10 protein-coding genes are annotated in these 14252 nt (G+C 40.3%); 6 read left to right on the top strand and 4 right to left on the bottom strand.

Annotated elements, in window-relative coordinates; all coding sequences use genetic code 11:
* Positions 1 to 201 precede the first annotated feature (201 nt).
* Positions 202 to 912 (top strand): fatty acid metabolism transcriptional regulator FadR, encoded by a 711-nt coding sequence (fadR, locus tag K1M91_RS00810; RefSeq protein ID WP_232799656.1) that lies wholly within the window; start codon positions 202 to 204, stop codon positions 910 to 912.
* A 38-nt stretch (positions 913 to 950) separates the two neighbouring features.
* Here the strand turns inward: fadR and K1M91_RS00805 are convergent, their stop codons facing one another.
* From K1M91_RS00805 to K1M91_RS00790, 4 genes are all read right to left on the bottom strand, one after another.
* A complete protein-coding gene (locus K1M91_RS00805; RefSeq protein WP_232799655.1) occupies positions 951 to 2471 on the bottom strand; it encodes a SpoVR family protein in 1521 nt (506 codons plus the stop codon).
* A gap of 9 nt (positions 2472 to 2480) precedes the next feature.
* Complete coding sequence (locus tag K1M91_RS00800; RefSeq protein ID WP_232799654.1) at positions 2481 to 3749, bottom strand: YeaH/YhbH family protein; 1269 nt, start codon at positions 3747 to 3749, stop codon at positions 2481 to 2483.
* Between the two features lie 25 nt (positions 3750 to 3774).
* Positions 3775 to 5697 (bottom strand): PrkA family serine protein kinase, encoded by a 1923-nt coding sequence (locus K1M91_RS00795; RefSeq protein WP_232799653.1) that lies wholly within the window; start codon positions 5695 to 5697, stop codon positions 3775 to 3777.
* A 314-nt stretch (positions 5698 to 6011) separates the two neighbouring features.
* Positions 6012 to 6827 carry an ion transporter gene (locus K1M91_RS00790; RefSeq protein WP_232799652.1) on the bottom strand — a complete coding sequence of 272 codons (816 nt, stop codon included), beginning with the start codon at positions 6825 to 6827 and terminating at the stop codon, positions 6012 to 6014.
* A gap of 382 nt (positions 6828 to 7209) precedes the next feature.
* Between K1M91_RS00790 and K1M91_RS00785 the strand changes: the two genes are divergently transcribed.
* From K1M91_RS00785 to K1M91_RS00765, 5 genes are all read left to right on the top strand, one after another.
* Positions 7210 to 8079 (top strand): hypothetical protein, encoded by an 870-nt coding sequence (locus K1M91_RS00785; protein WP_232799651.1) that lies wholly within the window; start codon positions 7210 to 7212, stop codon positions 8077 to 8079.
* A 265-nt stretch (positions 8080 to 8344) separates the two neighbouring features.
* Positions 8345 to 8608 carry a DUF4212 domain-containing protein gene (locus K1M91_RS00780; protein WP_232799650.1) on the top strand — a complete coding sequence of 88 codons (264 nt, stop codon included), beginning with the start codon at positions 8345 to 8347 and terminating at the stop codon, positions 8606 to 8608.
* A 10-nt stretch (positions 8609 to 8618) separates the two neighbouring features.
* Positions 8619 to 10325 carry a sodium:solute symporter family protein gene (locus K1M91_RS00775; protein ID WP_232799649.1) on the top strand — a complete coding sequence of 569 codons (1707 nt, stop codon included), beginning with the start codon at positions 8619 to 8621 and terminating at the stop codon, positions 10323 to 10325.
* A gap of 543 nt (positions 10326 to 10868) precedes the next feature.
* Positions 10869 to 11990: a DNA cytosine methyltransferase gene (locus tag K1M91_RS00770; protein WP_232799648.1), complete on the top strand. Its 1122-nt coding sequence runs from the start codon at positions 10869 to 10871 to the stop codon at positions 11988 to 11990.
* A 309-nt stretch (positions 11991 to 12299) separates the two neighbouring features.
* On the top strand, positions 12300 to 14252 hold the full coding sequence (locus K1M91_RS00765) for a DUF262 domain-containing protein (RefSeq protein WP_232799647.1): 1953 nt from the start codon (positions 12300 to 12302) through the stop codon (positions 14250 to 14252).

Here is a 14252-nt window from a genome sequence, read left to right as displayed (position 1 = left end):
ATATGCGTCTTATTAAATCGCGCGTATTGTAGCCAGATTGGTGCAATTTTGATGTAGTTGATAACAAAAAATAACGTGATCTACGTCACGAAGTAATGGATGCAAGTAATGGTTCATTTTTTCTTTAGATTTCCATTTTCTTTTGGGTCTTAAGGATGACAGCTTTAACTCAGGTCATTAAGTTATTCAAGAGTGGATAGAATGGTATTTAAAGCCCAGAGCCCTGCCGGTGTAGCAGAAGAATATTTGATCGATTCCATTTGGAATGAACGTTTCCCACCGGGCTCAATTTTGCCGGCAGAGCGTGAACTGTCGGAAATGATAGGCGTAACAAGAACGACGTTAAGAGAGGTTTTACAACGACTCGCGCGTGACGGTTGGCTGACAATTCGACATGGTAAACCAACGCAAGTAAATGATATTTGGCAAACTTCAGGGTTGAATATTCTGGAAACATTGGCCCGACTCGATGGTGACAAATTCCCACAGCTTATTGATCAGCTGTTATCCGCTCGTACAAATATCAGTGCCATTTTTATTCGTAGTGCGTTAAAGCGTAACCCAAAGAAAGTGCTAGAAATTATTGAGCGACGTCCCTCAGTGGATGAAAACAGTGCTCAATTTGTTGAATATGATTATTACTTCTATCATGAGCTGGCATTGGCCTCAGACAATATGATTTATGTTTTAGTCCTAAATGGCTTTAAAAATTTATACCAAAAATTAGGTGCTTTCTATTTCGACTTGCCCCAGGCCCGTCAATTGGCGTTAGACTTTTACCTTGGTCTTGAGCATTTCATTGCAGCCGATAAGCACAATAGCGTGCATCAATATGTGCGCGATTATGGTAAACAAAGCGCGCAGCTTTGGGGCTTAGTAAAAAGCCAGCTGCCTGAGAGTTTTAACGACTAACCTCATCAGCACCCAACAACCTAGCTTTTAGATGAGTTTCAGTTTAAATCATCTGAAAGCGTTGGGTTTGGTGGTATCTTGGCCAGAATGTGCACTTTACCATCATCTTGTTCTTGCTCTAGCGACACATCAAACCCCCATAGTCGATGAAGGTGCTTAAGCACTTCCTGAGTACTGTCACCAAGTGGGATTTTTTGATGCGGCACATAGCGTAATTTCAATGAACGATCACCATTTAAATCCACACTGTAAACTTGTATGTTGGGTTCAATATTACTCAAATTGTACTGCTCTGCGAGCTGTTGACGAATTTTCTGGTAACCGGATTCGTCGTGAATCGCTTCAACATTAATGTAGTTTTTACTGTCATCATCAATCACTCCAAAAAACTTAAAGTCTCGTATTAGCTTAGGGGATAAATATTGGCCAATAAAACTTTCATCTTTAAAGTTTTGCATAGCAAAGTGCAGGGTATCTAGCCAGTTGCTACCTGCAATATCTGGAAACCACTCTTTGTCTTCCGCGGTGGGATGTTCACAAATGCGTCTAATATCGGTAAACATTGCAAAGCCCAATGCATAAGGGTTAATACCGGAATAATAACTGGCGTTATAAGGCGGTTGTAAGGTTACATTAGTATGATTATGTATTACCTCAAGCATAAATTTGTCTGATAATTTTCCTTCATCGTATAAATGTTGCATTAAAGTGTAGTGCCAAAAAGTAGCCCAACCTTCATTCATCACTTGAGTTTGTTTCTGTGGGTAAAAATACTGACTGATTTTACGTACAATTCTTACAATTTCACGTTGCCACGGCTGCAGTAATGGTGCATGTTTTTCAATAAAATAGAGAATGTTTTCTTGCGGCTCGTTGGGAAAGCGTTCGGTGGTTGGATTGGTTTTTTCGGGTTTTATCGGTATGGTTCGCCACAAAGCATTAACTTGGCTTTGCATATAATCCGTACGCTCTTGTTGGCGGCGCTTTTCCTCACTTAGAGATATTTTTTGCGGCCGCTTGTATCGGTCAACGCCGTAGTTCATTAAGGCATGACATGAATCGAGAATGTCTTCTACTTCATCGATACCATACTTTTCTTCACATTGTTCAATATACTGCTTAGCAAACAATAAGTAGTCGATAATTGAACTGGCATCGGTCCAGGTTTTGAACAAATAATTATTTTTGAAAAATGAATTGTGGCCATAACAGGCGTGCGCGATGACTAACGCTTGCATAGGCAAGGTATTTTCTTCCATCAAGTAGGCAATGCAGGGATCTGAGTTAATCACAATCTCATAAGCCAAGCCCATTTGGCCTCGTTTATAGGTTTGCTCGGTTTGAATAAATTTCTTACCAAATGACCAATGACGATAACCAATAGGCATGCCCACACTTGAATAGGCATCCATCATTTGTTCAGCGGTAATTACCTCGATTTGATTCGGATAGGTATTTAGCCGGTAAATGTTAGCAACCCGTTGAATTTCTTTATCATAAAGGGCAAGCAAATCAAAATCCCAGTCCGGTCCATGGGGTAAATGTTTGGTTTTTTTCATATTCCCTTCCTAAGCAGCTTGCTTCTTAAATAACTCCCTAAATACAGGGAAAATATCGTTAATGCTGCGGATATGTTGCATCGCAAATTCAGGGTGTGTTTGAGTTAATTTCTCATATTCACGCCATAGGGACTGATGAGGGCGATTAGTAATTTCAATGTAGGCGTAATAGCGCAGCCAAGGAAGTAACTTATCTTCCAGTAGCGCTCTGCAAGTTGGCGAATCATCTGCCCAGTTATCGCCATCTGATGCTTGGGCTGCATAAATGTTCCATTGATTTTCGGGGTAGCGCTCTTGCACTATTTCATGCATTAACTTTAACGCGCTGGATACGATAGTGCCGCCCGTTTCTTGTGAGTAAAAGAACTCTTGCTCATCCACTTCTTTAGCTTGGGTATGATGGCGAATAAAAACCACTTCAATATGCTGATAACTGCGGGTGAGAAATAAATAGAGTAAAACGTAGAAGCGCTTTGCCATTTCTTTTGTCGCTTGATCCATCGAGCCTGATACGTCCATCAAACAAAACATAACGGCTTGGCTACTGGGCACCGGGCGTTGTACAAAGTTATTAAATTTAAGGTCAAAGGTATCGATAAAAGGTAAATGACGGACCCTGTTTTTAAGGGTTTCAACCTCCTGTTCTAATTCTGCTATTAAAATCAGATTTGGCTTTTTTACTTGTCTTAGCTCGTTTATCTGTTGCTCTAGTTCATTGATGCGTCGTTTTTTTCCCGCACCTAACGCAGTCCGACGTAACAAAGAATTTTGTAATGAACGTACAATGTTTATATTGGCGGGAACACCATCGGAGGTAAAACCCGCGCGATAAGTTTTGTATTCAATCAGTTTGTCTAATTGCTTTTGCTCAAGATTAGGCAAAGCAAGATCTTCAAATAATAAATCTAAATATTCATCTTTCGAAATCTGAAAAACAAAGTCATCACTCCCTTCACCTTGGTCGCTCGCTTCGCCTTCGCCACTGCCTGCGCCGCCTTGGGGCGGCGGGCGTTTAATTTTGTCGCCAGTGACAAAACTGTCATTGCCCGGGTGAACTCGGCCACGTTTACCACCAGTACCTTGGTGAAAAAAAGGTTCCGATAAATCTTTTTGTGGGATACTGATACTTTCACCCGAAGTGACGTCTTGAATACTTCTTTGGGTTACCGCCTCAGATACTGCATGTTTTATTTGCTTTTTATATCGTCGCATAAAGCGTTGGCGATTAACTGTGCTTTTATTTTTTGAATTTAACCGCCGATCAATAAAATGTGACATAAACGTCCCCCTAAAATAATGGTGCTTACGACGCTTTTCGCACGCGTAAATACCATTCAGCCAGCAACCTAACTTGTTTGCGGGTGTAGCCTTTTTCCATCATACGGGCAACAAAATCATCGTGTTTTTTCTGATCATCGGCAGAAGTTTTACCGTTAAAGGAAATAACAGGTAGTAAGTCTTCCGTATTGGAGAACATTTTCTTCTCGATCACGGTGCGCAGTTTCTCATAACTGGTCCAATTGGGATTTTTGCCTTGGTTACCCGCCCGCGCACGCAACACGAAATTGACGATTTCGTTACGGAAATCTTTCGGGTTACTTATCCCCGCGGGCTTCTCAATTTTTTCCAATTCACTGTTTAGGGCGGCGCGATCAAATAACTGACCTGTTTCAGGATCTCTGAACTCTTGGTCTTGGATCCAAAAATCGGCATAAGTGACATAACGGTCAAAGATGTTTTGGCCATATTCGGAATAAGACTCAAGGTAAGCGGTTTGAATTTCTTTACCGATGAACTCAACGTACTTAGGCGTTAAATAGCCTTTTAAAAATTCTAAGTAGCGTTCAGCAACTTCATTGGAAAACTGCTCGCGCTCTATTTGTTGTTCTAGTACGTAGAATAAATGCACCGGATTGGCAGCAATCTCTGTTTCATCAAAGTTAAATACACGAGACAGTATTTTAAACGCAAACCGAGTCGATAAACCTGTCATGCCTTCGTCGATACCCGCGAAATCTCGGTATTCTTGATAAGACTTTGCTTTAGGATCGGTGTCTTTTAAGCTTTCGCCATCGTACACCCGCATCTTAGAGTAAATGCTGGAGTTTTCAGGCTCTTTTATCCGTGACAAAATAGAGAATTGGGCCAAGGTTTCTAATGTGCCGGGAGCACATTTTTCTCCAATTAATTCACTGTTATTAAGGAGTTTTTTATAAATTTTAACTTCTTCAGTAACACGTAAACAATAAGGGACTTTAACTATATATACGCGGTCTAAAAACGCCTCGTTATTTTTATTATTTCTAAATGCTGTCCACTCTGATTCATTGGAGTGGGCTAGAATAATACCTTCAAACGGCAAGGCAGATAAGCCTTCGGTGCCGTTATAGTTACCTTCTTGGGTCGCAGTTAATAGGGGATGTAACACCTTGATCGGCGCCTTAAACATTTCGACAAATTCCATTAAGCCTTGGTTGGCACGGCATAAAGCGCCGGAATAGGCATAAGCATCGGCATCGTCTTGCGCGTAGTGCTCTAACTGACGAATATCTACCTTGCCGACTAATGATGAAATATCTTGGTTATTTTCATCGCCGGGTTCAGTTTTTGCGATGCCTAACTGGTTGAGAATAGAAGGGTAAACTTTAACTACTTTAAACTGACTAATGTCGCCACCGTATTCTTTTAAGCGTTTTGCTGCCCATGGGGACATAATATTTTGCAAATATCGTGGCGGAATACCGTATTCACTTTTAAGTAAATTACCGTCTTCAGCGGGGTCAAATAAACACAATGGGCTATCGTTAACGGGCGATCCTTTGAGTTTATAAATAGGTACTTTTTGCATTAATTGCTTGAGCTTCTCAGCTAAAGATGATTTACCGCCACCGACAGGGCCGAGTAAATAAAGTATCTGCTTACGCTCTTCTAAGCCTTGTGAAGCATGTTTAAGGTAAGAAACTATCTGCTCGATGGCTTCTTCCATGCCGTAAAAGTCTTTAAACGCGGGGTAGCGGTGAATTAACCGATTGGAAAAAATACGGCTTAAGACTGGGTCCTTTGCGGTATCTATGGTCTCTGGCTCACCAATTGCAATGAGCAGGCGTTCGGACGCAGAGGCATAAACACTTCTGTCTTCGCGGCATAAGTCCAAATACTCGCTAATGCTGAACTCTTCTTCTCTTGCTTCTTCGTAACGTGATTTATAATGCTCAAAAATGCTCATAACCTACACTCCCTCAGTTATGCAAACTCCAATGACACCATTAAAGTTCGTTTATAAGACTGTTATTTGCCTGCCCATATGAAAATGGATCCCTGATTCAAGAAAGATTCCGTTTACCCAGCGAAGTTTGTAGCCAGAGGAATGCTCTGTTTATAAGCCTAGCTGTAAGTTTGAAAATTGCCTTATTAAAGGAGTGTTTTTAAAGCAATTTTTTCTATTTACAGTATTTTTTTTGTCTTCGTAATAATGTTTGCTAATCTTAACGGTTATTTATTTCACTTGCTGTTCCTGTCCCCTTAAAGTATCTAAGCTGGTCAATTATTAACTCCTTTCGGCGGTAGTTCAGTGCCACAATGGTTGCAAAATTTTGCGTCAAGATCATGCCCACTACGATCGCAATGATCACAATGAATAAGGTGGCGCTCACGGTGAATTTCTTGTGCAAGCTCAGCCGTTATAATCCCCGTTGGCACAGCCAGGATGGCATAGCCCACTAACATGGTAATGGAGGCTAGGGTTTGTCCTAGCGGAGTACTCGGGCTGATATCACCGTAGCCAACCGTCGTGATGGTGACGATGGCCCAGTAAATACTTTTTGGAATGCTGGTAAAGCCATTTTCTGGCCCTTCAATGAGGTACATCAAACAACCGAAAATGACGATTAATAACGCCACCGAAAAAAGAAAAACTAAAATTTTCCGTTTTGAGGCGATCAAAGAACGAAATAAGGTATTTGCTTCTTGCAGGTAGCGAAACAGCTTTAACACACGGAATATACGCAATACACGCATAATACGTATGATCATCAAATAGTTGGCGCCAGGGAACAACAAAGAAATAAATGCCGGTAGGATAGACAACAAATCGATAATGCCATAGAAGCTAAAAGCGTATACTTTAGGCTTAGGTGAGACATAGAGACGTACCGCGTACTCGAGGGTAAACAGCAGTGTAAAGAACCATTCTGCATAATAAAAGTAGCGATGATATTGTAGTGAGAGCATGGGGACAGAGTCGAGAATAACTACTAGCACACTGGCAAAAATTGCCACAATTAAGCAGATATCAAACCGGCGACCAGCTGCGCTGTGGGTGCCAAATATAATCTCAAAAATCTGTTCTTTGCTCATTTTTAAATAACTCGTCTAGCAATTTGTTGAGTAAAACTGGAACTAAAATCGTCTGAAAAGGGTTGAATTAAGCCATTGAATTTTTTGCTAATTGGCATAACCCACACTTTTTAAAAGTTTGATGAATATTTGTTTATTTGGCTTTGAAATTCAATATTGTGCAACATATTTTCATTCCAGTCTGTTTTTTATCTAACGGTAGCATTAGATACTGAAATTAATGTTATTTTACGTATTTTACAGAACTTTTAACTAGTCGTGGCTAAGGGAAATATATGAGATCCATCATAAAGAATGACCTATTGTCTTTAACTTGAGAGTAAATACAGTCACACTAGAGATTATTAGCGCGTTTCTTCTTCGGTAATATGGAGTGATTTGAGTGAAAACCTTTTTGATACTTGTTTCCCTGTTTTTCAGTGTATTTTCATTACAAGTGTGGGCGGCACCGCAAAAGTCTGACCAACTGATCATCGTGTTGCCCGCAGACGTAAAAGCAGATTACGAAAGCTATATTGCCGGGCGTAATCCGTTAACAATGACGAGCTATGTTGGTAATGGTGCAAGACGTGATGTCGTCGAAGTAGTCTTAGTACAACAAGCGCTTAAGTTTGGTGGGATTGATACACCAGTTCGTTTTATCACCGCAGACTCGCATGCTCGTATTATTAAGCAAGTATTGGCTGGTCGTGCAGTACTCGCCGGTAACTCAATTTGGCTAGATTTACTGACCAGTAGTGAAGAGCTACTGTATGTGTCAGAGCCTATTATAGAAAATGGTCAGTTTGAGGCAGGCTTATACACCATAGAAAGCAACAAAACAGCCCTGAAAGCAAAAGGGATGGACGAAGTTCGTAGTTTGATAGCGGTATCAAGTAAGGCTTGGATCATTGATTGGCAAACTTTAAATGCGATGAAAATGCGTAAGCTCATCAACACGGTTAAATGGTCGTCGATGGTTAAAATGGTCAATATTGGACGCGCAGATTTTTTGCTTGCGCCATTTCAACCCACGCCTGACATGTCATTTGATCCCGAAGGTGTCAAGCTCATCCCTATTCCAAATTTAAAAATAGGTTTGCAAGGCTCACGTCATTTTGCAATATCAAAACGTCACCCACAAGGCAAAGCAGTTGCGGAGGCCTTAGATCGCGGTATAGCAATAATGAAAGATAAGGGACTTGTTAAACAAGCTTATGAAGACTCTGGTTTCTTTAATACTAAGGTCAAAGATTGGCAGAAACTACTCTAGGTTTTACAACCTTGAAACGATGAAAAGCCAGCTGATTGCTGGCTTTTCTGCTTTTTATGCCTGAAAAAAGATGCTTGCCTCCCTTCTTACAATAAAAAACATCCTTATCATCGAGCTCTAAAGCGATCTAGCTAACGAATTTTTACAAATTCAGGCCATAAGCAACTGAAAAAACATAATTTCTACTAAAGTCTAAGTTTCTTATTGAGTTTTTACATTTAATGTTATTTATGCAACAACCTATTAACATTTTAAGGAGAGCGCAATGGCTTTCGAAAATAAAGACATGGCAAAACGCTATTGGGGTGAAAACCTAAAAATCATGGGGATCCTGCTTGCTGTTTGGTTTGCAGTCTCTTATGGCTTTGGCATTTTATTGGTTGAGCCACTCAATCAAATTTCACTAGGCGGTTTTAAGTTAGGCTTTTGGTTTGCACAACAAGGCTCAATTTACACCTTCGTGGTTCTGATTTTTGTGTACGTAGCAAAAATGAACCAGCTCGATAAAAAATATAACGTAGAAGAGTAGGGGTTAACATATGGATATTCAAACCTGGACCTTTATATTAGTCGGCATTACGTTTGCTCTATATATCGGTATTGCCATTTGGGCACGTGCAGCCTCAACGGGCGAGTTTTATGTTGCAGGTGGTGGTGTTCACCCCATTGCAAACGGTATGGCGACGGCGGCTGATTGGATGTCAGCAGCATCGTTTATCTCAATGGCCGGTATCATTTCTTTTATCGGTTATGATGGCGGCGTTTACTTAATGGGTTGGACCGGCGGTTATGTACTGCTCGCTTTGTGTCTTGCTCCTTACTTACGTAAGTTCGGTAAATTTACCGTGCCAGATTTCATAGGTGACCGTTATTACTCGCAAACTGCGCGTATGGTAGCTGTTTTCTGTGCAATTTTTGTATCCTTTACTTACGTTGCAGGTCAAATGCGTGGCGTGGGTGTGGTGTTTTCACGCTTCCTCGAAGTTGATATCAACATGGGTATCATCATCGGTATGTGTATCGTGTTTTTCTACGCGGTAATGGGTGGCATGAAAGGCATTACCTATACTCAAGTTGCTCAATATTGTGTGTTGATCTTTGCCTTTATGGTACCTGCAATCTTCACATCAATTATGATGACAGGTAACCCAGTGCCACAACTTGGTTTTGGTAGCACCATGGCTGATGGATCTGGTATGTACTTACTGGATAAAATTGATGGACTGTCTGCTGAGCTCGGCTTTAACCAGTATACCGATGGCTCCAAATCCATGGTTGACGTGTTCTTTATTACTGCGGCGCTAATGGTGGGTACAGCGGGTCTACCACACGTAATCATTCGTTTCTTCACTGTACCGAAAGTAAAAGATGCGCGCATCTCTGCGGGCTGGGCATTAATCTTTATTGCCATCCTTTACACTACCGCGCCAGCTGTTGCAGCGTTTGCTCGAGTTAACATGATTGATTCAATCAATGGACCAGACTTAAAAGGCGTTTCTGCTGAGCAAGCTCCTGGTTGGGTAACTAACTGGGAAAAAACAGGTCTCGTTAAGTGGGAAGATAAAAACGGTGATGGCCGCATGTTCTACTCAGGTGATGCCCGCAACGAAATGGACATTAACCGCGATATCATTGTATTGGCTTCACCAGAGCTAGCAAACTTACCAAATTGGGTGGTTGCACTCTTAGCTGCGGGTGGTTTAGCGGCGGCATTATCAACAGCTGCAGGTTTGTTATTGGTTATCTCAACTTCGGTGGCCCATGACTTACTGAAAAAAGGCCTCAAGCCTGATATGACGGAAAAACAAGAACTGCTTGCCGCGCGATTAAGTGCTGTAGGTGCTGTTATTGCTGCGGGCTATATGGGGATCAATCCACCAGGGTTCGTGGCACAGGTGGTTGCCTTTGCGTTTGGTCTGGCGGCCTCGTCCTTCTTCCCAGCCATCATCTTAGGTATCTTCTATAAAAAGATGAATAAAGAAGGTGCCATTGCGGGTATGATTTCAGGTATCGTATTCACTACTGCTTACATCGTGTTCTTCAAGTTCATTAACCCTGAAATGAACACGCCAGATAACTGGTGGTTTGGTATCTCGCCAGAAGGTATTGGTACCCTTGGCATGATTCTGAACTTTGTAGTAGCCATTGCGGTGAACAAAGTGACAGCAGAAACACCACAAGATGTGCAAGACATGGTTGAAAGCATTCGTTATCCGAAAGGAGCGGGCGCTGCAATAGACCACTAAGAGTTAACCTTTCTTAATAAGTTAAAACCCAGCGCGAGCTGGGTTTTTTTGTTGTTGCCCCGAGTATGGGGTTGGTCTAGGGGAAAAGTTCTCAACAGGCTCTGACGAGCGAGAATTTTTAGTCTATGCAAGGGAGCTCACCGTGAGGTGAAATCTGAAGGAAGCAAATTGCAAAATTGGCTGTGATGAACAGAAATCGGCTGATAATAGGACCAACCCAGAGTTGGTAACCTAGCAACAGATGGAATAACCTAATGCTTCGTAGGGATTACCACCCTAACGTCAGTTTGGGTTGCAGTCTTATCATCATGGCTTATTGGAGCCATCAATTTAGTTGCGGATAGACATAGCAGGATTATTTTTCTGTATATAAAAACAGTGTGAATGTGTTAATATGTTCTCTAATGTTTTATGTCGCTACTTGTAACAGTCGCGAAACACGCTATCTAAAGTAGAATCATGTTTTAGCCGTCGTATCTATGATTTATTATGACAGGCTGGGCAGTATTTACCGATAGTGTTGTCAATTAGAAAGGCTTTCATTTGTCACCTCAACAACGACCAATAATTTTCTCTTTTTTCTCTGGTAGTGGATTTTTAGATTTGGGCTTCGAACGCTCCGGTTTTGACGTGCGTTTTATCAACGAATTTCATAAGCCTTTTCTGGACGCATATAAGTACTCCAGAGAACAAATGGGCATTCCTGAGCCCAAATATGGTTACTACCATGGTTCAATAGATGATCTCGTAACTGGTGAGGAGGCAGGCCACCTAACTCAACTGGTAACAAAAGCTAAGAAAGAAGCTCTTACTGGGTTCATTGGCGGGCCCCCATGCCCTGATTTCTCTGTTGCGGGTAAGAACAAAGGTTCTGACGGTGATAACGGAGTGTTAACTAGGGTCTATATCGACTCAATTATTAAGAATCAACCAGATTTCTTTTTGTTTGAAAACGTAAAGGGTCTTTGGCGAACGGTTAAGCATAGAGCGTTTTACGAGGTGATGAAGATGAAGCTTCAAGAATCCGGCTATGTTCTTACGGAAAGGTTGACCAACTGTATTGAATTTGGGGTTCCTCAAGACAGAGATCGTATTTTGATGTTTGGGGTACACCGAAAGCATGTCGTCCCTGAGTTATCTAATGATCAACTAAAGGCGGATTTTCACTGGGAACGTGAAGTTAAGTTCGCTAAAGTAGAGGTTCTGGACAAGTCTGTTTGGCCGAAAATTTCTGCATACAAAGAGAACTCTAAGCGTCAGATGCCTAAACATCTTGCAAAGTTTAGTGAGCTAACGGTTGAACATTGGTTTAAGAAAAACGAAGTAAGCAAACACCCTAATAGTAAACATCATTTCAAACCGTATTCAGACAAATTCAAAACTATCCAAGAAGGTGATGATAGTAAAAAATCTTTCAAGAGATTACATCGGTTTAGGTACTCACCGACTGCTGCTTATGGTAATAATGAGGTGCACTTGCACCCTTACAAATCGCGAAGACTGAGTGCAGCAGAAGCCTTGGCTATCCAATCCTTGCCGAGAGACTTCCAGTTGCCACCGACCATGACTCTGTCGGATATGTTCAAGACTATTGGCAATGGTGTGCCTTACTTAGCTGCGGAAGGGTTAGCCACAACCATTCGAATATACCTCAAAACACTTTAAAGAAAGGAGCTTAACCGCTCCTTTTTATACACGTTCACAACGTCTCTTTAAGTTACTCTTTATTTGTTGTCAACCAAGGGCAAGCAAACGAGTGTACAAAATGTATTCAACCTAGCGAACCAAGTAATATTTTCTTATACGAAACGCCGTGAAATCATCCTTGATGGCTTAACTGCCACTTCCCAGTGGCTGATATTCGTCTAAGATAATACAGCTCATTGCTCAAAAAACATTCATACGTTTACCCTAGTTGTCAACCCATGCTAATATCGTCCACATAATCAATACTTTGATAGTTGGCGAATTTGTATGAAGTTTGAAGACGTTTTAGATTATCTAGAACAAATGATTGGTTTGAATCTGCAACCAATAAATGAATCGAATGAATCATTAGTTATCCTTGAAGTCGACCGTGATAATAATCGTTATATTGTTGATAAAACGACGGGTACACGGAAGCGCACTCGTCCTTTCTCTGAACTTAGAAAAATTCTAAGTGTATTACATCAAAAAAGTTATGCTAGCGTGGAGCAAGCACTAAATGGAGCTGGTTCGAGTCGTCATCAACCGGAAACAATTTTTGCCAACTTCCCATGTGTTGAACACTTTAAATACGATAAAAAAAAGCACATCTATTTAAGAAATTTTAATACTCATAGTATTGGGACTTTAAAAGAATTATCAAACTCTGAAACGAGAGAATTAAAGAGGAGAATTGATAGATATAGAGACTTCGACATATCTCAATTTTACTTTTTACATAATAAACAGATTTGTATATTAGAGGATAAATTATCTAATATCTTCACTAAATATCCTGGTGAGAGTGATGTAGAAACTATTTCCGATGTGTTAAAGGAGTTGCAAGATCTTGAGGTTAAGCTATCTGAGTCAATTGTGACATTAGACTTGTCAAATGTCTCAGAAAATAATTTTTCCGATAACCAAAATAGAGATGATAATGAGCGAAGTGGTAGTGATTATCAGCAAGGTACTAATTCTGATGAAGATGATAATTCTGATGAAGATGATAACTCTGATGAAGGTAGCAGTACTGATGATGACTCAATTATTACTCATTTTGAAATGTCCAGGATTAATCAAGTTAGCCCAACAGTCTCTTTATTGTTTGACCGTGTGAAGTATAATGAAATTGATTTACAACCTGAGTTCCAAAGGGGAGACAGGGTATGGCCTGTTCCTGATAAATCACGACTAATTGAATCGGTACTTTTGGGACTACCAATTCCTGTACTTTATTTCGCTGAAAAAGAAAATACGGATCCAGATGTAGATGCGGATTATATATGGGTCGTTATAGATGGTTTACAGCGTACAACGGCACTGATTGGTTACATGAGAGGGGACTACGAATTAAAAGGGTTAAAGCGTCTAAAAGCTTATAACGACCTGACGTTTAATGAGCTGCCTAGAAAAGAACAACGAAAAATTCGGGAGTATCAATTGTTTGGGCACTTAATTCCAATGTCTAATGATAGCGACGCAATGATAAGGGAAATATTCCATAGGATAAATACTTATGGGAAGACATTGAGTCCACAAGAGATTAGGTCAGCACTTTACCAAGGTCCTACTAATCGTTTTTTGAAATATGTTGCGGATTCAGATGAATTCCTCAGTGCAATTCCAGCGAGTATTAGTTCTAATAGGATGCTTGATCTTGAGTATGTATTGAGAGCTGTGGCATTTCTTATTTTTGGATACGAAAATTATACTTATAATACAACGGACGACTTTTTAAGCCATGCAATGAAAGTTTTAAATAAGTATAAATATCCTATAAATTCTAGAATTGAAGATGCAGATCCTATTTATTCTGATTTGATGGTTAGATTAACCTCATCTTTCGAAATATTGACGTTAATTTTTGGTGATGATACGTATAAAAAAGAGTCAGGTGGTAGAGTTAATAAGGTATTATTCGAAACACTAGTTTCTCTTTTTGCAATGATGTCAGATGAAGAAAAACAAAAAATGGTTAATGTAGATAACGCTAGATACTTTAAGGAACGATTATTGAAAGCAATCGTCAATAATGAAAAAACCTCTCAATGGGAATCAAGTAATGATAACTGGGATAATCGAGGTTTTGAATATGCGATAACTAACTCTACAAGTAAAAGGATTACTGTGTTGTATAGGTTTAGAAGTATCGTTGAAATGATAAATGAAGTTCCTGGAATGCAATTTACGGCAGAGCCTATATTAGAAACTTTTAACAAAAAATTTATTGGTAAATAA

The sequence above is a fragment of the Motilimonas sp. E26 genome, from assembly GCF_021278025.1.
Lineage (GTDB): Bacteria > Pseudomonadota > Gammaproteobacteria > Enterobacterales > CBDFNC01 > Motilimonas.
Note: the sequence above shows the minus strand (reverse complement) of the source record. Positions and strands in the feature narration are given on the sequence as shown.